The 19,166-nt window shown below is 61.9% G+C and carries 17 protein-coding genes and 1 pseudogene; 7 read left to right on the forward strand and 11 right to left on the reverse strand.

The window, feature by feature from the left end; translation table 11 throughout:
• Positions 1–12: 12 nt before the first annotated feature.
• Together NWE53_RS24035 and NWE53_RS24040 are read left to right on the forward strand one after the other, a co-directional pair.
• Positions 13–903 (forward strand): ABC transporter substrate-binding protein, encoded by an 891-nt coding sequence (locus tag NWE53_RS24035; protein WP_265051829.1) that lies wholly within the window; start codon positions 13–15, stop codon positions 901–903.
• Between the two features lie 265 nt (positions 904–1,168).
• A complete protein-coding gene (locus NWE53_RS24040; RefSeq protein ID WP_265051830.1) occupies positions 1,169–1,714 on the forward strand; it encodes an ureidoglycolate lyase in 546 nt (181 codons plus the stop codon).
• A gap of 164 nt (positions 1,715–1,878) precedes the next feature.
• On the opposite strand, the gene NWE53_RS24045 is transcribed toward NWE53_RS24040, so the two are convergent.
• From NWE53_RS24045 to NWE53_RS24075, 7 genes and pseudogenes are all read right to left on the reverse strand, one after another.
• Positions 1,879–2,697 carry a transglutaminase-like domain-containing protein gene (locus NWE53_RS24045; RefSeq protein ID WP_265051831.1) on the reverse strand — a complete coding sequence of 273 codons (819 nt, stop codon included), beginning with the start codon at positions 2,695–2,697 and terminating at the stop codon, positions 1,879–1,881.
• Positions 2,698–2,802: 105 nt separating this feature from the next.
• Positions 2,803–3,817: pseudogene (locus tag NWE53_RS24050) on the reverse strand (HAD family hydrolase).
• A gap of 61 nt (positions 3,818–3,878) precedes the next feature.
• Positions 3,879–4,652 (reverse strand): hypothetical protein, encoded by a 774-nt coding sequence (locus NWE53_RS24055; RefSeq protein ID WP_265051832.1) that lies wholly within the window; start codon positions 4,650–4,652, stop codon positions 3,879–3,881.
• Positions 4,653–4,732: 80 nt separating this feature from the next.
• Positions 4,733–4,957, reverse strand: coding sequence for a hypothetical protein (locus NWE53_RS24060; RefSeq protein WP_265051833.1), 225 nt, complete (start codon positions 4,955–4,957; stop codon positions 4,733–4,735).
• Positions 4,958–5,042: 85 nt separating this feature from the next.
• On the reverse strand, positions 5,043–6,623 hold the full coding sequence (locus NWE53_RS24065; protein ID WP_265055005.1) for an arylsulfatase: 1,581 nt from the start codon (positions 6,621–6,623) through the stop codon (positions 5,043–5,045).
• Between the two features lie 306 nt (positions 6,624–6,929).
• Entirely contained in the window at positions 6,930–7,262 is a 333-nt protein-coding gene (locus NWE53_RS24070; protein WP_265051834.1) for an HdeA/HdeB family chaperone, read from the reverse strand.
• A gap of 83 nt (positions 7,263–7,345) precedes the next feature.
• Positions 7,346–7,600, reverse strand: coding sequence for a hypothetical protein (locus tag NWE53_RS24075; protein ID WP_265051835.1), 255 nt, complete (start codon positions 7,598–7,600; stop codon positions 7,346–7,348).
• 190 nt (positions 7,601–7,790) lie between these two features.
• Here NWE53_RS24075 and NWE53_RS24080 point away from each other — a divergent pair, with 190 nt between their 5' ends.
• Both NWE53_RS24080 and NWE53_RS24085 read left to right on the forward strand, forming a co-directional pair.
• A complete protein-coding gene (locus NWE53_RS24080) occupies positions 7,791–8,555 on the forward strand; it encodes a hypothetical protein (RefSeq protein WP_265051836.1) in 765 nt (254 codons plus the stop codon).
• 34 nt (positions 8,556–8,589) lie between these two features.
• Positions 8,590–9,570 (forward strand): hypothetical protein, encoded by a 981-nt coding sequence (locus tag NWE53_RS24085; protein ID WP_265051837.1) that lies wholly within the window; start codon positions 8,590–8,592, stop codon positions 9,568–9,570.
• Positions 9,571–9,637: 67 nt separating this feature from the next.
• On the opposite strand, the gene NWE53_RS24090 is transcribed toward NWE53_RS24085, so the two are convergent.
• The 3 genes from NWE53_RS24090 to NWE53_RS24100 all read right to left on the reverse strand — a co-directional run bounded on the left by NWE53_RS24090 (position 9,638) and on the right by NWE53_RS24100 (position 13,526).
• Positions 9,638–11,440 carry a mechanosensitive ion channel family protein gene (locus tag NWE53_RS24090; protein ID WP_265051838.1) on the reverse strand — a complete coding sequence of 601 codons (1,803 nt, stop codon included), beginning with the start codon at positions 11,438–11,440 and terminating at the stop codon, positions 9,638–9,640.
• 143 nt (positions 11,441–11,583) lie between these two features.
• The gene (locus NWE53_RS24095; protein ID WP_265051839.1) at positions 11,584–12,597 is read right to left on the reverse strand and encodes a DUF1254 domain-containing protein; all 1,014 of its coding nucleotides are present in this window, start codon (positions 12,595–12,597) and stop codon (positions 11,584–11,586) included.
• Between the two features lie 101 nt (positions 12,598–12,698).
• Positions 12,699–13,526, reverse strand: a complete 828-nt coding sequence (locus NWE53_RS24100) for an acid phosphatase (protein WP_265051840.1) — start codon at positions 13,524–13,526, stop codon at positions 12,699–12,701.
• 176 nt (positions 13,527–13,702) lie between these two features.
• Here NWE53_RS24100 and NWE53_RS24105 point away from each other — a divergent pair, with 176 nt between their 5' ends.
• Both NWE53_RS24105 and NWE53_RS24110 read left to right on the forward strand, forming a co-directional pair.
• The gene (locus tag NWE53_RS24105) at positions 13,703–14,701 is read left to right on the forward strand and encodes a helix-turn-helix transcriptional regulator (RefSeq protein WP_265051841.1); all 999 of its coding nucleotides are present in this window, start codon (positions 13,703–13,705) and stop codon (positions 14,699–14,701) included.
• A gap of 169 nt (positions 14,702–14,870) precedes the next feature.
• Positions 14,871–15,317 (forward strand): PaaI family thioesterase, encoded by a 447-nt coding sequence (locus tag NWE53_RS24110; RefSeq protein WP_265051842.1) that lies wholly within the window; start codon positions 14,871–14,873, stop codon positions 15,315–15,317.
• A 93-nt stretch (positions 15,318–15,410) separates the two neighbouring features.
• Here NWE53_RS24110 and NWE53_RS24115 read toward each other — a convergent pair whose 3' ends face one another.
• The gene (locus NWE53_RS24115) at positions 15,411–17,384 is read right to left on the reverse strand and encodes a hybrid sensor histidine kinase/response regulator (RefSeq protein ID WP_320109533.1); all 1,974 of its coding nucleotides are present in this window, start codon (positions 17,382–17,384) and stop codon (positions 15,411–15,413) included.
• Positions 17,385–17,827: 443 nt separating this feature from the next.
• Here NWE53_RS24115 and NWE53_RS24120 point away from each other — a divergent pair, with 443 nt between their 5' ends.
• Positions 17,828–19,120: an alpha/beta hydrolase gene (locus NWE53_RS24120; protein ID WP_265051843.1), complete on the forward strand. Its 1,293-nt coding sequence runs from the start codon at positions 17,828–17,830 to the stop codon at positions 19,118–19,120.
• The last annotated feature ends 46 nt before the right edge of the window (positions 19,121–19,166 follow it).

Below are 19,166 nucleotides of genomic sequence, written 5' to 3' on the forward strand. Positions count from 1 at the left end.
GGAATTGTTCAAATGACGAGCAGGCTCAAAGCGGTCGTCCTGGCCGCCGCTATCGTATGGACGGGTTCGGCGGCTGCGGGAGAGCGCATTGCCGGCCTTTATGACATGTTGCCCGAGCGTATCCGCAACGCAGGTGCGATCATGGCCGCCAGCGATCCGCAGCAACCGCCCTACGATTTCTACGATGAGGACAACAAGACCCTCATCGGTGTCGAGCAGGAGCTTCTGGCCGAAGTAGCGTCGCGCATCGGAATTCCAATCAAGGTGTCAGCTGCTCCGTTTCCCAGTATCATTCCCGGCATCCAGTCTGGGCGCTTTGATCTCGGAGCGTCTGCGTTCGGGGACTTCGTCGAGCGCGAAAAGATCGTCGATATCATCGATGTGAACTATGAGGCCGCCGGTCTCGTGGTCGTTGCGGGCAATCCGCTTGGCATCAAGAAGCTCAGCGACATGTGCGGGCACCGCGGCGCCGCCCACCAAGGCTCGACCCCGCTCAAGCTCTTCGAACTGCAGGCTCAGAAATGTCCGAGTTCGAAGCCGCTTGAGATCATGGAGTTCCCAACCAGCGATCAGGCCCAGCTCGCGGTGAAGAGCGGGCGCGCAGATGCCTATATCGCCAATGTAGGCGTTTCAGCCTATTCGACTGCGAAGCAGCCCAAGGGCGGCATCCAGCTCGAACTCATCACCAGCGGCCGCTACGCGGTTGGTTATCAGGGGTGGATCGTCAACAAGAACAGTCCGGGCCTTCGCGATGCGGTGATCAAGGCTTTGCAGAGCATGGTCGACGATGGTTCTTACGCAGCGGTCTTCAAAAAATGGAACCTGTCGCAGAACGTTCTGCAAAAGGTGACGTATAACGATGCTGCTCGTTTTGGGGCAGATTACTTCAAGATCGAAGACTGAGAGTGCTTCATTCGTTCGGGCGGGGCGACGTTCCGAGCGGAGCGGCGCCTCGCCCTCTGCGCGACCATCAAAGAGCAGCCCTCGACGTGTATCCGAAACCGTCCGGCGCTTTCCTCCGCAATCCCATCTCTTGACAGGCAGGGCCGGCTTCACCAACGCCTGTGCCGTCATCCGGCCGGTTCAAACGGCACCGTATCCACCTGCGGTGGACCGGCATCTACAATGCGTGGAGGCCTCGATCCCGGCGGCCCCTTGAGGAACACCTATGCAAGACGATGAGCTCACGCTCGGGATTCCTTCCCCCCGGACTCTCCAAGTTCAACCGGTGACGAAGGCCTCGTTCGAGCCCTATGGATGGATCGTGGAAGCTGGCGAATCCGATCATGTTGTCAACAACGGTACGGCTCTGCGACACGACATCCACGCGCACGCAGCCTCCGATGTCCTGCCAGGAACCAGGCTGGTTACATCGATCTTCGAGGCGAAGGCGCAGCATCCGGACCAGCCGATCGAAATGCTGGAACGGCATCCAAACTCGATCCAGCTCATCGTTCCGCTTGGCGGTGCGGGCCATATCGTGGTCGTCAGTCAAAACAAGGCTGACGGCACCCCTGATTTTTCGACCTTCGCTGCCTTTTGGTTGTCCGCTGCGCAAGGATTGATCTACCGTCGGGGACTCTGGCACCACCCGATAATGGCCATTGGAGCGGATGCGCGTTTCCTCGTCCAATCCTGGCAGAACGGCACCGAGGCCGACTGCGAGACAATCGCTATAGAAGCCAGAGCGGTATCTCAGGGCGGCCCGGATTAGAGTTCCGCTGAGCAGCTCGGCTTCGGTCAGGAGGCTGCCAGCCCTCGACGCCCCGGCGATCCCGGTTGTGCGGCAGCTGATATACCTTTTTCCGGGAACGTCCGGTTCTCGGCAGTGGGTGAACGTCTGCAAATGGCGCGTCAGGACATGTCTGGTTGCAACTGCTACATCGCCCCTTCCACCACCTCGTCGGTCCAGACCTTGAACCCTGTCAGCGTGTTCGGCCCGAATGTGGTGGCGATGGCGACATCGGCCGCATCACGCCCGCGCGCGATCAGCACGCGGCCGATGCGCGGCACGTTGTTGCGCGGATCGAACATCTGCCAGCCGCCGTCGAGATAGGCTTCGAAAGACGCCGCGAAATCGCCTGGCGGATAAGGCGGCGGCGTGCCGACATCGCCGAGATAGCAGGTGCAATAGCGTGCCGGGATGTTCATCGCCCGGCAGAAGGCGATCGCGAGATGAGCGTAGTCGCGGCAGACGCCGCGGCCTTCACGATAGGCGTCGGACGCTGTGCGGGTCACGCTGGCATCGTTGTAGTTGAAGGCGATGCGCTGGTTGACGAAATCGCAGATTGCCTGAACACGTAGCGCGCCCGGCTGGGTATGGCCGAAGAGCTGCCAGGCGAGGTCGAGCAGGCGGTCACTGTCGCAGAAGCGGCTCGCCAGCAGGAAGACGAGACTCTCCTCCGGCAGCCGTTCGACCGGCACTTGGCCGGCACTGCGGTCATGGCTTTCGGGCAGGCCGCTATCGGAGATGATCGCGTCGGCGGTGATCCGCATCAACCCCTGTGGCGCCAGCAGCCGAGTGCACCAGTTTCCGAAGCCGTCCCGATAGGCACTGACGGGAACCGAAGGCTGGATGCGGATATGGTCGGGTTCGGCCAAGTCCGATACCCGGCTGAAATGCACGTTCAGCATCAGGATGACCGGTGTCGGTTGCGGAAAATCGTAGTCGAGCGCGTAGCCGATCCTGAGTTTCACGCGATGCCTTCTGCGCGATGATTGCGCGCGAACACTGGCTGGCCGGCGGCCAGTCAGACCATCATGCATGTTCCCGGCCAAGGCGATATAGGTTCCGGCCAGGGATCACTTGCTGCCGAATGGGAAGATCGTCTTCCAATCGTTCTTCATGTCGACGACTGTCCAGCCGTTCACGGCGGCGACGTCCAGCGCCTTGTCGAGCATCCCGATGGACGACGTGCGATCGTAGGCCCATTCCCGCACCGGGTCGGTGTGGTGCACGATCAGGCCGAAGCCCGGGCCCTGTCCCGAGGTGGTCCATTGCAGCATCTGGAGATCGCCGTCCGAGTTGCCGAAGGCAGCGATCGGGCGCCGCCCGATATGCTGCTGGATTCCCGACGGGTTTGCCCGCCTTGTCGTCGATGAAGCTGATTTCCGGTAACCGCATCAGCACGGCCTTGCCCTCCCGCATTTCGAACTGGGTCTTGCCGCTGCTGCCAACCACCTGTTCGGGCGGAATGCCATAGACCTTCTCGGCCCATGGCCGCATGAAATCGATCCCTCCGCCGGAGACGATGAAAGTCTTGAAGCCGTTCGCGCGCAGATAGATCATCAGCTCCAGCATCGGCTGATAAACCATCTCGGTGTAGGGGCGCTTGGTCACGGGATGCCTCGCCGTGGCGAGCCAGTCTGTCACCAGCTTGCTGAACTCGGTCGTCGTCATGCCGGAGTGCGTGGCCACGACGATCTCGCCTGCGGCCCGTTCTCCACCCGCCAGCGCAGCCTTGACGTCACCCTTGAGCAACGAGGCGAAGGGCTCCTGGCTCTGCCATTCGGGATGTTGAGGAGCGAGTTCCTTCACCCGGTCGAACGCGAACAGTAGCTGGAAATAGAGGGGCTGCTCCGCCCACAGGGTGCCGTCGTTGTCGAATGTTGCGATGCGCTCCGGGACCGGCACGAAATCCGGGGTTCCCTCCCTGGTCACCTTTCCGACAAATGCGACGATGGCTTGCTTCGCGGCAGTGTCGTTCCATGAAGGCAATGGATCGCTCTGGGCATAAACCGGCGTGATGCTCACGATCGCAACCCAGCAGCCAAATGCGAGACGCTGAAGCAGCCGATAGAAGGAACTGGCTAGCATAGAAGCCTCCATCGCGCTGGCGCGCAGGCTGCCGGGGATATCGTCAGCTTGGCGGAACCGATCAAAATCGCGCGGTCACACCGAGTAACGGGCCATGCTGAACCATGTCGTAGCTGAAGCGGGCGCTCTTATAGTCGACGCCGATCGCGCGATAGCCCAGCGACACCGACCAGGTCGGGCTGAACTGGTATCCGACCGCTCCGAGCAGATCCCAGTGATAATTCGATCCACCGGCGCCGGCCATGGCCCATCCTGTCAGGAACCAGTCCGGGCTGAGGTTGTAGCGAGCCTTCACACCGAATGTGGCGTCGACCCAGGACTGGGTTTCGCTACCAATCAGAACGGGCAGCGGCGCAGCGGCGCTCAGCACGACCCTGTTGGAGAAGCTGAAGAACTTCGCGCCGCCGATCAACTCGATGTTGCCCCAGTCGCCCTCGGCCACACGATAGGTGCCTGCAGCCAGGCCGAAGAACGAGGTCGAGCGAAGCTTCAGCCCGACAAATCCCGCCGGCCCCCTGTCCTTGTCCGAGATCTTGACGAAATTCGCCTCGCCGACGAACCCGTACGTGCCGTTACTGGCTTCCACGATACCCGACGCGGCGAAATCCAATGCCGGAAGGATATCCCGGAATTTCAGGTTCACATCGATGTCGGGCAAGCCGAACAAGCCCTGCTTGCCGTTCAGGCCCGACATCCAAGTATAGGCTGTCACGGAAACTGCCCAATCGCTGGCCGTAACCATCGTCATGCGGGGAGCGGGGGCAAGATCGGCAGCTTGCAGTACAGACGGCAGCAGAGCAGTCGAAGCAATGACGACGATGTGCTTGATCGACATGGTAGGGTCCAATCAGTAACGGCAGACTCGTCGACCATTGACGATGGCGCACCCGTCGCAGCCTGAGACAATCTTTCAGTTCAATTGCCCGTCGGTGCTCCAAGCCTGTAGTTTCGCTGTAGTCGTCGATCGGTCGATGGATAGAGCGACTGGCACTCTCCGTAGTAGAAGGAGCCAGTTGCTCGATTGACCGGGTTCGCGCAGATTTGCGCGAGTTCGGCCTGTCTGGACTGCGGGGTCTGGCAGGCCGACAGGATCAGTCCCAGCGAGAAGGTAAGTCCAACTGCGACATATGTGGTTTTCATGATGCCCTCCCAGATTGTCGTCTCGACTGCGGGAAAGGTCACGGCGGGCAGGTGTCGATGAGCCCGCCGTGATGTGGGCTCTTCATTAGCCCATAGCGGCTCGCGCGGCCTCGATCTTCGCCTTCACGGCGTCGAGGTTGAAGCTCGCGCCCTTCTGCATCGGCGGGAACTCGACGGCCGTCATCGCCAGCTTGGCAACTTGCTGCTGGACGAAGACGAAACGCCAGAACTCGTACTGGAACCATGAAAAGTAGTTTTGCGAGCCGGACTTCGTGCCGTTTTCGGGCCAACCGGTGCGCTCGAACGGGTCGAGACGCAGGTTGGTCAGGTAGGGCACGTCTGCCTTGGTCTTGTCGCCGAGCCAACCGCCGGGCTGGTCGATGAAGCGATACTTGTAGTCGCCGATGCGTACGGCGCCGAGCTCGCTTTCGCCGAAGTAGAAGATCTCCTCGCGGTTCGACGGGCCCTTGCCGGTGATCAGGTCCATCTGGTTGTAGCCGTCCAGGTAGACCTTGTAGCTGGTGCCGCCGATCTGCTTACCCTTCTTGAGCTCTTCGGCAATGTTGGGATTGCCCGCTGCGGCGAGGAAGGTGGGGAACCAGTCGAGCCCGGAGATCAGGCCGCTCTCGACCTTGCCTGCCGGCACCCGGCCCGGCCAGCGGATCATCGCCGGGGCCCGGAAGCCGCCTTCCATGATCGTGCCTTTGCTCTGCGCGAAGGGCGTCTGCCCGCCATCGGGCCAGGTGAAGACCTCGGTGCCATTATCGGTGGTGAAGACGACGATGGTGTTGTCGTCGACCCCCATCTCCTTGAGCTTGTTCATGACCAGGCCGACATCGTCGTCGAGCTGCGCCATGCCGGCTTCGTGGATGGTCCAGCCGTTCTTCGAATTGCGCATCGCCTCGTATTTCGGCGAGAGATGCGTGACGATGTGCATGCGGGTCGGATTGAGCCAGAGGAAGAACGGCTTGTTGTCGGCCTTGGCCTTGTCGAGGAACTTGAAGGACAGGTCGCGGATTTCGTCGTCGACGGTCTCCATCCGCTTCGGGCAGAGCTCACCCGCGTCACGGATCGTCTGCTTGCCGACCTTGCCCCAGCGCGGGTCGACGGTGGCGTCGTCGGCATCGGCTGCCAGCGAATGAACCATATTGCGCGGACCGACCTGCGACCTGAGGTCTTGCGGATAATTCGGATGGCAGGGGTCCTCCATCGCATCGAGGTGATAGAGATAGCCAAAGAACTCGTCGAACCCATGCACGGTTGGCAGGAACTCGTTCTTATCGCCAAGGTGGTTCTTGCCGAACTGGCCTGTGGCGTAGCCCATTCCTTTCAGTGCGGTGGCAATCGTCACGGCCTCCGCAGGCAGGCCGGTCGGTGCTCCCGCCTGGCCGACCGTCGTCATGCCGGTGCGGATCGGCAGTTCTCCCGTGATGAAGTTGGCGCGCCCGGCCGTGCAGCTCGCCTCGGCGTAATAGTCGGTGAACAGCATGCCCTCGGCAGCGATCTTATCGAGATTCGGCGTGCGGCCCGCCATCATGCCGCGGTGATAGGCACCGATGTTCCAGATGCCGATATCGTCACCCATGATGACGACGATGTTGGGCCGTTGCGGCTGCTGCGGTGTCGGTGCCTGCGCATGCGCCGGCGCGCACAGGGTCAGCGACATCAGCGCGGTCGCTCCGGCGAGGGCGGCGCGCGAGCGCCCCTGCCAGTCCGCGACCATCTCGCACAGGGCTGCGCCGCGAGGCCGCATTCGTCCCATTGGCATGACGTCAGACATCTCGTTTCCTCCCTTGGGATGCGTCGGAACCTCCGCGCGTGATGCTTCGGAGCCAGGCATGGCGGATCGGCACGGCAGATCGGTTGTCGGCCGGCATCGCATCGAGGCGCCGGACGGTAGCGGGCGCGGCTTGTGAGTTTGCCGCCGCTCATGGGGCTGGGGCCGGATACCGGCCCGGGAAGATTTCCCCGCCTACCGTCCCCTTTCCTGCTTGATGACGAAATCGATCGCCTTGATGACGGTCTTCCCCGGGTTCGCCTTGCAGTGGACGATCACCTCGTGGACCCCCTTCTTGGCGCGGGGCATGTTGATGGCGTGCTTCTTCGCCAAGCCGTTGTACCAGCCGCTGTACCAGACCCCCAGGAAGTCGGCGTCCTCCTGGAACGTCCCGGCGAGCTGGGCGCATGTCAGTTTCTGGACGTCGATATAGCCCTTGGAGTCGGCGTATGTATTCAGCTCGACCTGTGCCTGGGCGGCCGAGACCGTTCCGACGAGCGCTGTGATGAAGATGAGCAGACGGCGCATGCGGTATTCCCTTCGTTGCTGAAGTCGCGATCCGCTGATCTGCACGGCATCGCACGCGGGTTTCGGTCTCGTTATTTGGCGGCTTAATTGTCTCTCGCAGGCCGCTGTCGCAGCATGTCGAGGATGGCATTCTCCAGTTCTTTCAGGGTCGCCTTGTATTCACGCTGTCGGTCTGCATTTCCGTTAGCAGTCCAAATGACGAGGGCAGCGTTGGCGTCGTTGAAGTCGCGAACGAGATCGCGAAAGCTCTCGCTGGCCATGTAGAGGCGCCGAAGGTCGCTTCCCCGGTCGGGAAATTTCAGAAGCAGGCCGGCCGTTTCGTCGATGACGTGGCCCATGGGTGTTCCTAACCAGCCAGCAATGGCCGGGCTTTAGCCAAATAGCCAGCCCGTAAGGGTGTGTTACGGTATTAATGCCAATTAATTCAATAGCTTACGACGCTACCTCGTAATGGCCCGGAAATAGTTCGCCGGGGGCGAATTGTTCGACTAGGGTCGCGTTCCGAGTTGTGGCGGAAAGGCATGGGAAATGCCGAATGCCGTAGCGTCCACCTCTGCAAGAACTGTCGGATCTGCCGATATTAGAGAGCAGATCGAGCGGATTCTGGCCTCGCCGGAGTTCCGCGCCACGCCGCGGCGGCGTGAATTCCTGAAGTATATTGCCGAGGAACTAGCGGCCGGGCGCGTGGGCGGCCTGAAGGGCTATTCGATCGCGGTCGCCGTCTATGGCCGCGACCCGAGTTTCGATACGCGCATCGATCCCCTTGTCCGCATCGAGGCTGGTCGCCTGCGAGCCGATCTCGAGCATTATTACCTGACCGCGGGGATGAATGATCCGCTGTTGGTCGAGATCCCAAAAGGCGCGAATGCGCCCAAATACACCTGGCGCGATGACCAGGTACTCGCCGGGAAAGGCCGCCCGGAAAACTCGACGGTTGCCGACATCCCCCGGTCGGGGCCCATAATCGAAAGGTCGCGGTTTCCACGCACGAGTCTCTGGCTGATATGCGTGGCTGGCCTCTGTGTGATCGCGGTCGTGATCGCCCATGTGATGCAGAGCGGGCGGGGGCTGCCCGTCAATACCAAGATCGCGTCGATTGCCGTGCTTCCATTCACCGTGCAGGACGGAGACAGCCAGCAAGATTATTTCGCGCGCGGGATCAGTCAGGAGCTGGCCAAAAACCTGTTCCAATTTGCCGATCTGTCGGTGACCCCCCCCAAGCTCGATCAACCTCTCCCAGCAATCGGATCCCTACCTGTTCCGCCGATCCCTCGGGACAACGGCGTTCGTTGAAGGCTCGGTACAAAAGAGCGCGGCCAACATCAGGGTGTCGGTCCGCCTCATCGATACCCGGACCGGCGCCCTTCTCTGGAGTGAATCTTATCGGCGAACGCTTCAGGCGGATCAGATTCTGGAGATCGGAGACGAGATCGCGGAGAAAATTGCAGCCACGATCGCTGGCAATGCCGGCGTGCTCGCCCGGGCGGCCCTGAAAACCAGCCTCGCGAAAGAGCCGAATAGCTTGAGCGCCATCGACTGCGTCCTGCGGTTTTACCAGCACCAGATGAGCGGGACGCCCGAGAGCCATCGACTGGCGCGCGACTGTCTGGAGGCGACAGTCAGATCAGAACCAGGGTATGCGGAGGCTTGGGCCAGCCTGTCGCAGATCTATGCTCAAGAGTATCGTGTGGGCCTGAATCCGCGCGCCGACGGCGTGGCAGCGGTCATCAGGGCGCGTGAGGCAGCCGAACGGGCTCTCGAACTGGCGCCCGGCGACGCCAATACCATGATGGTTCGAGCCGCCACCATGTTCGATGTTGGCGACTTCAGCGGATTCCGGCAGCTCGCCGAAGCTGCAATCAAGACGCGCCCCGGCGATCCCGATCTGTTGGCTCATTATGGCCTTCGCATAGCCGCATCCGGAGATTGGCGGGCGGGTGCCGCCTTGGCACGACGCGCGATCGATATGAACAGCCTGCATCATCCGAGCTGGTACAGCATCCCCGTGATCCTGGAGCGCTACCTGGCGGGGGACGATCAAGGAGCTCTTGCCGCGACCAAGGGAATGACGCGCGTATTGTTCATGAGCGAAGATTTCTTCGCGGCGATGATCCTTGGGCAATCGGGACAGCTGGATCTCGCGCGCTTCGCTGGGGATAGGGTCAACCGGGAATCGCCTCACGTCGCGGAGCAATTCTGGCCGGTTTTCCGAGCATGGAAGATATCCGAAGACACCCTGGATCGGTTCGCCGACGGGCTACGGAAGGCCGGGATACATATCGATCCAGCGGCAGCGCCCCCTCGCTAGACACTGCGCGCCACGGCCCTTTTTGACAGTGCCACATTCGAAGTAGCCATGGCTCGGGCAGCGAGGCTCACCCACCCATCTGCGGTACATGCAGCGGCTTGGGCACCAGTTTGATGCCGTTCTCCGCCAGCGTGATCCGCACCTTGGAAAGGATCGCCTTGCGTATTTGGAATTGACGTCCAGCCCGGGCTTTGTATTTGCCGCGGATCACCAGAGTGCCCTCCTCGAGGGCGGCAATGCCCTGGCTCTTGAACGGCTCGAGGAGATCGGCGTTCAGTTCCGGATCCGCCTCGACCTCCTGCCCGATCTTCTTGAACAGTTTTCGCACGGCTTCGACATCGGTGTCCAAAGCAACCCGGAACAGCATCTTCTCTATGACCCATTCGCGGCTGAAGTTCTGGATCTTCCCGATCTGCCCGAAGGGGATTGTCGCAACCGGTCCACGCGGATGCCGCAGGGAGACCGATCGCAATGAGATTCGCTCGACGGTGCCCTTGGCTCCCGAGGTCTCGATGTATTCGCCGTGACGGAAGGCATCATCGACGAGGAAGAACAGGCCGGCCACCACATCCTTGACCAGTGTCTGGGAGCCGAGGCCGATCGCCAGGCCGAAGATCGAGAGGCCGGTGATCAGAGGCCAGACATTGATGCCCAGCATGACCAGGACGGTCAAAGCGCCCAGCGTCAGAAGCGCGGCCTTGGTGAGACCCACGAGCAGTGGGCCGACGGTGGTCAGCCGCGTACCGACCACAGCGGTGGCGACCTGCGGATCGCCCGGGGCACGAGGTCTGATGCGCGCGGCCATGATGGCCACCCAGTTCCAGCAGAAGGCAATGATCAGCACGAGCATCAGAATCTCGGCCGCTTTCAGCAAGACAGTGCCCCGCGAAATGCCGACGACATCCAGAATGGGCAGGAGCCAGAGGATCGCCAATACCGCGAGAATCGATGAGGCGATCACGATGCGGAAAGTGCGCCACAGTGCGCCTGTCAGTTCGCCTCCCTGCGATCGAACCGCCTGCCAGCTGCGTCTTTCGATGGCGACGTCGAGATGAGGCCCGGCGAGAACGAGAAGAAGCGACAGCAGCAACAGCCCGCCCCGCGTCGGCCGTCCGATCGTCAAGTCCAGTTGGATGAAGACGAAGGCGAAGGTGACAACCGCCACCACGAGCCACGGCCAGACTGCGGCCAGCTTCCGGCGGAGCGATCCTGCCTTGCTGCCGAAGGACAGAGCCCTCGTCACCAGCCGGCGATGACGAAGATATGCCGCTGCGACCAGAACGGTGAACGGCAAGGATACCGCGAATGTTGCGAAGAGATCGCGTAGCGGATCAGCCGCATTCCATACGCGCAGACAGGCAAGCACCACCAAGCCGCCGGCCGCGATGCCGATGGCGAGCGCGAGATCGCGTCGCCAACGCCGGAAGATGGACCTGCGACCTGCGGTCAATGGGAAACATATCATCGTCGCCACGGCCGAGATGACGACGCAGTTCAGCAAGGCGCGGCGGAGCACTGAATCGCCGATGAGACTCAGAAATAGAATCCAGGACGCCAGTATCACGAGCAAGGCAGCCGCGAACCAGGCGGCCGCAGACAGAAAGGGCTTAGCCTTCAATCTGCTAATGATTGAGCTGGCAACCGCTGCCGTTGCAACAATGGCAATCAGGCAAATCGCTGCAATGCCGAGAGCCAGTAGCGCGGGATTATAACCGGCGGTTTCGAGCCCTTTGATGAAATCGTGCCACGCGCCACCGGAAGAGAGCCAACCGGACAGCCTTGTCGTCAGCCCATCCTCGATCAACACTGAGAAACGATGGAGCATCGCGGAAGCAGCATCGAGCTCGTCGGTCCTTGAATCGGCAGCCATGGTCTCGGTCTCTTGTCGAAGTCAGCGACACTAATCTGTCCGCGCGAACCGGTTGTCCAGCATGGAGTAAAAGTGTTGGACCTCTGGCACAGGAGGCGCGGCCCGTTACTGCCCGGGGCAGAACGGCGCAAGCGGGCGGCCTTCTACGATGCGGGCTGCGCCTCCGGCAGCTTCCAACGGCCGTTCAGGAGCTCGGGACGGGGACGGTAAAGCCGGAATGTGTAGTTCCATCCCTGCGTGATCGGCAGGCAATTCGCGATCTTGCCGTCGCAGCCGCCGAACTGGATGTCGATCGCGCCGTCAGTGCTCTTCTTGCCGGTGATGCTGTTGACCGAATAGGCGTCGTATTCGTTCTTCTCGAAGAAGCCCTTGTCGTTATAGACGCTGATCGACCAGAACGCGTCGACGGGAACGTCCTTGACCCTGAGCTTGTAGACCGTGTTGCCGTCGTTCTTGGCCGGGGTCACCGAGCGGTAGGATGCGTCCTTGTCGGGGTTGCCGCCCCAGCCGGCGGCCGTGCCGATCAGGTGCATGACCGGATCGACCTTTCCCTTGGGGCCGAAAGCGTTTGTGAAGCTGCCGGACGCTGCAGACAGCGCTTCGAGCGCGTCACGGATCTTCTTCTGTTGAGCCAGGTCCCAATTCGGCGCCTCGAACCTGCCGACCGCCTTCTGCTCCACCTTCAGCGCATCTTGCAAAGCGTGAACCTGCGCGAGGTCCTTGGCGTCGTTGGGATCGACAAGGATACGGACCGCGACGAACACATAGCGGGTGCCGACCTTGTCCTTGGTGAGCGTCGTGCGACCGGGCTTGTAGACCACCATCGGGGTGTAATGATCTTCGCTGATGACCTGCATCGATACGAAGCGCTTGCCGGCATCGGGAAGGGTGATGGTCACCGGGCCGGCGTCTAGGTCGAAGAGCGCTTGGGAATAGAGCGTATCCCGGTTCATCCGGACCACGGGCTGCTTGTCGATCGGCGTCGGCGCCCTGTTGTGGACGAACTTGCCGAGGGCACCGTCGCTGGCCGTCTTGGCCATATAGAAATCGGACTCGGCTCGCTTGAAATTGCCGACATTGACCGGAACCGGCTGCGCGGATGCCACGCACGGCGCGAGAACCAGAAAGCTCAGGCTGCAGACCAACGTCATGCGCATCGAACGGTACCTCATTGGCGTGTTGGATCGATTTGTTCATCGGGCAGGACCGAATGGGTCCGCGCATCCGCCCAGCTAGGAATGTCCGGGTCCGGGGCCCGTTACTGCACCGACAGAGCCGCGGCCTCCGCGGCGCAATCGGGTGCCGGGTTTGCCCGCTTCGCCTTCGCGGCCTTTACCTCCGCCTTCGCGGCTCTGAGGTCGGCAAGAAAGGTCGCGTTGGTCTGCAGCCGCGCAACTGTCGCCGCGCCCATGATCCGCCCCGCATCGACATCGCTCTGCCAATGCGCGTCGCAGATCACGCGGCTTTGCCCGAATTCGATGCCGCGCTTGAGCAGCTCGTTCGAGCGCTCGGGATTGATCTGCGCGAAGACGAGCGCCCAACCCCAGCCTGCGGCCGTGTGGCCGGACGGATAGGAGCCGTCGCCCCGCAGAATGGCCTCCTGATCCGCCCGGCAGGTCGCCTCGTTGTGGACCACGAAGGGGCGAACCCGATTGTACTTGTTCTTCACGCCATAGGTGGAGAGTCCGAAATCGGACAGCATCTTCTGCATCATCGCATAGAGGCGCGGGGTCTGCTTGCTGTCGATCCTGACACCCATCGCGCAGGAGAAATTGTCGGCTGCCTGCGGAAAGGCGAGATCGGCGTCGGTATAGGCGAGCTTCCAGCGGCTGGTGTTTCGCAGGGGGAGCGTCGCCTTGCGCGCTTCCTCGTCCCGGGCGAGCGCAGCCGAGTCCGTCTCGGGCGGCGGGCCGAGCAGCATCAGGCTGTTCGGCAGGTCGGACTGCTTGAGATAGCCCGGTGCGATCTTGAAATGCGGGTCTGTGACCTTCGGCTGGGCTTCACCCGCCTGCGCCAGGGCCTGCCCGCAGAGCGCGAGCAGCGCAATCAGCGAAACATGCGCGGCCCGAACCGCATTCTCGGTCATCGACATTTCCTATTCCTTCGACATTGCTGCCGTCGCGAGCATTTCGTGCATGGGCTGCCTGCCCGTCTTGCCATTTCGCGCCAATCGGGAGCGGCTATTCTGCATCCTCGCCGATCGCGAATTCCCCGGGATTCGGCCTTGTAAAAGCGTCAACGCGGTGATCGCGGCGAGGTCTGATGGCTGATATCCCTTTGACGCGCGGCCAGTTCCTGCTGCCCTTCGTCAGCATTCTCGACGATATCGGCGCCCCGACGGAGATGCTCCTGGAGAGGTCACGGCTGCCATCGTCCCTGGCCGAAAAGACCGAGCTCTACCTTCCGCTTCTGCCGGCTCTGCGCTTTGTCGAGACCGCCCAGAGAACGCAGGGCATCGAGGATTTCGGCTTTCTCGCGGCCCAGCGCCTGCACTTCTCCCATATGAGGGAAAAGACCCGCGCCCTGATCGCTCATTCCCCGACCCTGCTCGTCGCGCTCCGGCATGCCTGCCACTGGGCGTCGCGGGAGGACACCATTCTGAGCATGTGGATCGAGCACGGCGCGGATCATGTGCGGGTTTGCAGCAGGCTCGCCGGGACAGGGCTCCTGCATCTGAAATACGCGCAATGGATCCAGAACATTTTCCCGGTATACATCATCAGGCAATTCGCCGGCCCGGACTGGATGCCGACGGTGATCGCTTTCGAATCGTCTTATGCGCCGTGCCCGGCGACGCGATCCTGCTGGCCGAATGTGCGGTTTCTGTCGGGCCAGCATGCTGCATGGATCAGCCTGCCGGTCACGCTGCTCGGCCTGCCCAACCGTTCGGCCGCCTCGTTTCCGCCGCCGCGCGACAACGAGGATGGGCCTTCCGCCTACGACATCGTCGAACTCCTCAAACTGATGCTGCCGGCCTATCTCGACGAGGGAACAACTGCGCTTGCCGACGTCGCCGAGATCGCGGGCGTCAGCACACGGACGCTTCAACGCAAGCTCGCCCACGTCGGCCTGTCCTATTCGGACCTACTCGACACGGTCAGGTACGAGAATGCGAGCCGGCTTCTCCGCGACACCGATTGCAGGATCATCGACGTCGCCTTTTCCTCCGGCTACACGGATCCGGCGCATTTCAGCCGCGCCTTCCGACGGATGACGGGCGTCACGCCGCGCCAGTTTCGTGAGCAGTCGCAGCTCGGCTGAATGCGTGTCGCCGCGCGCCACAAACCGCCCAACCAACTGCTTGAGCCAGGATGCAGCAACCTTTTGGCTGGAGTGGAAGCCGAGCTCGCGGCCGAAGCGGATGCTTCGCGAGCGCCTTGCGTTGCTGACCTCGCATGCGCCTGTCACGATGCCCGACGGAGGATATACCATGAGCCTTGACGTCGCCCAGATTGATCGGCGCATTCGGGAGAGCTTTGCCAGGCAGGGGTTGATGCAAAGCCTCGGCGCAATGCTCGGCGAGGTCTCGCCCGGACAGGTGGAGGTATCGCTGATCCCCAGGCCCGAGGTTTCGCAACAGCACGGCTTCGTGCATGCGGGAGCGGTGAGCGCCATAGCCGACAGTGCTGCCGGCTATGCTGCCCTGAGCATGATGCCGATGGATCGGGGCGTGCTTACCGCCGAATTCAAGATCAACCTGCTGGCCCCGGCGGCGGGGGAACGCATTGTCGCCCGAGGCAAAGTGGTCAAGTCCGGCCGGACGCTCACGCTTGCCCAAGCCGAAGTGTTCGCTGAGAGCGATGGCAAGGCGCGATTGATCGCACTCCTGACGGCGACACTGATGGCGATCGAAGGCCGGGACGGAATCGCTGACTGAGTTCGGCCTAATGACCTTTCCAGATGCAACGCTGCAGGCCCAAGGTCGCGAGCGGCCTTCGAATGAGGCGGGCCGCAGCCGGCCTCTTCACATTCACGGTCCGCTAGCATTGTCCCCGGAAGAGACGGCATAAATGCCAGGGCCCGGCTTGAGTCTGGTCGCGTTGCATATGGCCTTGTGAAGATCGGCCTGCCAGAATGGCTTGGCGAGGCGTTCCACTCCGGCCAATACCGTTTCAGGTATTTCAGCGTATCCGCTTGCGAGGATAATCGGAATATCCGGCCACCGGCTGGTTACCTCGGCGATCAGCTGGCCGCCGGTCATTTTAGGCATTGCATGGTCGGTAATAAGCAAATCGAAGCTTTCCTCGGACTCCAGTTTTTCCAGCGCTTCGGAACCGGAGTTGGCTTCAACCACCGTATGGCCGAGGTCTTCCAGGAGCGCGACGGTATTCATCAAGATGAGCGCGTCATCGTCGACGGCCAGTATTCTGAGAGAACTGCCCGGCTCTTCGACAGTTATCGTCTCCTCAGCCGTGACCGTCGAAGGGATTGCGGGTTCCGCCGCCGGGAGCCAAAGGATCGCGGTCGTCCCCTTTCCCAATTCGCTCTTGAGCTCCAGCCGCCCCCCCAGCTGCTGTGCAGTTCCAAGAATCATCGGCAATCCCAATCCAGTGCCTTTCCCAATTCCCTTGGTCGTGAAAAAGGGCTCCACCGCCTTCGCCAGAACGTCGGGGGCCATCCCGACGCCCTCGTCCACCACGATAATCTGGACGTAGCGTCCAGGTTTCAGCTCCGCGGGGCCGCTCATCTCCGCGTCGATATTCTTTGCGGAGATGGTGATTCTGCCGCCCTCAGGCATGGCGTCGCGCGCATTGACGGTAAGATTGAGAATGGCAAGCTCAAGCTGATTTCGATCTACGAGGATGTTGTCGAGGTCAGCCGGCAACGAAAAATCGAGATTTACGGAGGGGCCGAGCGACCGGCGGAGCAAGTCCGACATCGCACCCATCAGATCGAATACGCTTATCGGAGTAGCCTGGAGTTCCTGCTTGCGCGCAAACGCCAGCATTCGCTGTGTCAGGGAGATTCCACGTGAGGCGCCTTCCATCGCGTTATTGATCAAGCTCATCTGCCGGTCATCTGTGAGTCGTTTCCGAAGCAGCTCGAGGCTGCCAACAACTGCATTCAGGAGGTTGTTGAAATCATGGGCGATGCCTCCGGTTAGTTGGCCGACGGCTTCCATTTTCTGGGACTGATACAAGGCCTCGCGTGCCGTATCCAAAGCGATTTCTGCACGCTTGCGTTCGGTCATGTCGCGGGTGATTTTGGCGAAGCCCATGATCGAGCCGGAGTCGTTATAGATCGGATCGATCGCAACGCTTGCCCAGAAGCGTTCGCCGTTCTTGCGGACGCGCCATCCTTCGGTCTGAAATCCGTCGTTGGCGCGGGCCTTGGCAAGAGCTCGCTCCCACTCTCGTCTGTCGTGATCCTCCGGCGTGTAGAACACCGAGAAATGCCGACCAATGATTTCGTCGGGCCGGTAGCCTTTGATCCTCTCCGCCCCCGCGTTCCAGTTCGTGACGAAGCCTTTTTCGTCGAGCATGAAGATGGCGTAGTCGGTCACGCCCTGGACTAGGAGGCGAAATGACTGCTCACTTTCGCGCAGCGCTCTCTCTTGCTCTCTGCGTTCGGTCAGATCACGGGTGATCTTCGCATAACCCAGCACTTGCCGCGTCTGGGGATCGATGACCGGATCGATGACGACATGCGCCCAGAACTGGGATCCGTCCTTCCGCACGCGCCAGCCTTCGCTCTCAAATCGTCCCTCCGCCCTCGCCGTTGCCAAGGCCCGGCTCGGAAGGTCCGCCTCGATATCGGAGGCCGTGTAAAAGCGTGAGAAATGCTCGCCGAGGATTTCGTGGTCCTGGTAGCCCTTGAAGCGCTGGGCGCCGGGGTTCCAGCTTGCGACCAGCCCTGCAGCGTCCAGCATGTAGATGGCGTAGTCGGTAATCGCATCCACAAGGATTCGATAGCGGCTGTCCGAAAGTTCGTTTTGTGGAGCCATGCCCAGGGACAGTCCGTTCAGCCAACACCGAAGAACCCCGCGAAAGGCATTCGGTTCCACGACTTCGACATGAATTTTCCTGCGGATACACGATCGTGCGCGGTGATCGGCTTTGCCTTCATGCTCAGCGCATTGTTCGAAGGTGCAATCGAGCTACTTGCCGGCGCTGCATGAAGGCCTTGTCGAGGACAAGCCGATCGGCGACGGCACAGGTCGAGACGGCCAGCTGCCCTGCCAGAAAAGCTGATCCGGGACGCCTTGGATTTGCCCTCCATCAGGCAGGCGCACCGAGTGGCGGGCTGACTGTCCCGCCGGTAAGGAGGCGAGGGGCGCCTTGACCGCCCGGCAGGAACGCTGCCTAGTCCTGACGGGCTGTCGGCATCATTCCCGCAGATCAAGACGATCTCGGGGTGTACTGCGTCAAGATCGGGGGCGAGGTGAGAATGCGTGTTGCGTTTCTCCACAAGGCCAGGCTTCGGCTTTTCTGTGCCGGAGCGGCGGCCTTGGTGCTGACGGGCTGCGCGGGGGACGTGAAGGGCGTGCTCCTGCCGGTAAGCTCATCTGCTTCCGACACCAGCAAGGTCACCATGCTGGTCGCGACGACGCGCGCGCCTGACGAGGATGCGGGCATCCTGTTCTCCGGCGAGCGCGGCAAGCCGGCCTTCGCCGAAATCACGGTGTCGCTGCCGCCGGCGGCGCGTCGCAAGGTCGGCGAGGTGCAGTGGCCGAGCCAGCTGCCCGGCAATCCGGAGACTGACTTCGTCACGCTCAGGGTCGATAAGCTCGACCGCGCACAGGCGGTGTCGCGCTTCCACAAGGCTGTGATGAAGGTGCCCAAGCGCAGGGTGATGGTCTTCATCCACGGCTTCAACAACCGCTTCGAGGACGCGGTCTACCGCTTCGCCCAGATCGTTCATGACTCGACCGCCGACGTCGTGCCGATCCTCTTCACCTGGCCCTCGCGCGGCTCTATCTTCGCCTATGGCTATGACCGCGAGAGCGGCAACTATTCGCGCACGGCGCTGGAGAGTCTTTTGCAGGACCTCGCGCGCGATCCGTCGGTCGGAGAGGTCTCGATCCTCGCCCATTCGATGGGGAACTGGGTAACGATGGAAGCGCTGCGCCAGATGGCGATTCGGAACGGGCGCATACCACCGAAGATCGCCAACGTCATGCTCGCGGCGCCGGATGTCGATGTCGATGTTTTCCAAAGCCAGATCGGCGATATCCAGGGCAAGTTGCCGCGCTTCACGATGTTCGTCTCGCAGGATGATCGGGCGCTGGCCGTTTCGCGGCGCGTCTGGGGCAGCACGGTGAGGCTCGGCGCGATCGACCCGGACGTCGAGCCTTACCGGACCGAGCTATCCAAGGCCGGTATCACGGTCGTAAACCTGACGAAGCTGCGCTCCGGCGACAGCCTGAACCACGGCAAGTTCGCCGAGAGCCCGGAAGTAGTGCAGCTGATCGGCACCCGGCTGGTCGAGGGGCAGCCGATCACGGATTCGCGCGTCGGGCTGGGCGAGCGCCTGATGCAGGTGACTGCCGGCACCGCGGCGGCTGTCGGCACGGCCGCAGGCCTCGCGATTTCGGCGCCGCTCGCCGTCGTCGACCCTCATACGCGCCGCAACTTCAACGATACGATCGAGGAGGTCGGGCGCACGGTCAGCGATGTCGGAGACGCGACGAGCAATGCCGTCGCCGCGCCGCTGGCAGGAGCGGGGCTGCCGCGCCGCTGAGAGGGGAGGACGCGTCCGAGGCCTATGTCTATTGCTACGGTCCCGG

The sequence above is a fragment of the Bosea sp. NBC_00550 genome, assembly GCF_026020075.1.
Classification (GTDB): Bacteria; Pseudomonadota; Alphaproteobacteria; order Rhizobiales; family Beijerinckiaceae; genus Allobosea.

Bases quoted from the DNA above. Each gene is read 5' to 3' on its own strand.
- NWE53_RS24080 (WP_265051836.1), top strand. From the start codon at position 7,791: ATGCCGAATGCCGTAGCGTCCACCTCTGCAAGAACTGTCGGATCTGCC.
- NWE53_RS24070 (WP_265051834.1), bottom strand. From the start codon at position 7,262: ATGCGCCGTCTGCTCATCTTCATCACAGCGCTCGTCGGAACGGTCTCG.
- NWE53_RS24055 (WP_265051832.1), bottom strand. From the start codon at position 4,652: ATGTCGATCAAGCACATCGTCGTCATTGCTTCGACTGCTCTGCTGCCG.
- NWE53_RS24105 (WP_265051841.1), top strand. From the start codon at position 13,703: ATGGCTGATATCCCTTTGACGCGCGGCCAGTTCCTGCTGCCCTTCGTC.
- NWE53_RS24040 (WP_265051830.1), top strand. From the start codon at position 1,169: ATGCAAGACGATGAGCTCACGCTCGGGATTCCTTCCCCCCGGACTCTC.
- NWE53_RS24065 (WP_265055005.1), bottom strand. From the start codon at position 6,623: ATGTCGCTGACCCTGTGCGCGCCGGCGCATGCGCAGGCACCGACACCG.
- NWE53_RS24115 (WP_320109533.1), bottom strand. From the start codon at position 17,384: ATGGCTCCACAAAACGAACTTTCGGACAGCCGCTATCGAATCCTTGTG.
- NWE53_RS24095 (WP_265051839.1), bottom strand. From the start codon at position 12,597: ATGCGCATGACGTTGGTCTGCAGCCTGAGCTTTCTGGTTCTCGCGCCG.
- NWE53_RS24110 (WP_265051842.1), top strand. From the start codon at position 14,871: ATGAGCCTTGACGTCGCCCAGATTGATCGGCGCATTCGGGAGAGCTTT.
- NWE53_RS24060 (WP_265051833.1), bottom strand. From the start codon at position 4,957: ATGAAAACCACATATGTCGCAGTTGGACTTACCTTCTCGCTGGGACTG.
- NWE53_RS24120 (WP_265051843.1), top strand. From the start codon at position 17,828: ATGCGTGTTGCGTTTCTCCACAAGGCCAGGCTTCGGCTTTTCTGTGCC.
- NWE53_RS24100 (WP_265051840.1), bottom strand. From the start codon at position 13,526: ATGACCGAGAATGCGGTTCGGGCCGCGCATGTTTCGCTGATTGCGCTG.
- NWE53_RS24035 (WP_265051829.1), top strand. From the start codon at position 13: ATGACGAGCAGGCTCAAAGCGGTCGTCCTGGCCGCCGCTATCGTATGG.
- NWE53_RS24090 (WP_265051838.1), bottom strand. From the start codon at position 11,440: ATGGCTGCCGATTCAAGGACCGACGAGCTCGATGCTGCTTCCGCGATG.
- NWE53_RS24075 (WP_265051835.1), bottom strand. From the start codon at position 7,600: ATGGGCCACGTCATCGACGAAACGGCCGGCCTGCTTCTGAAATTTCCC.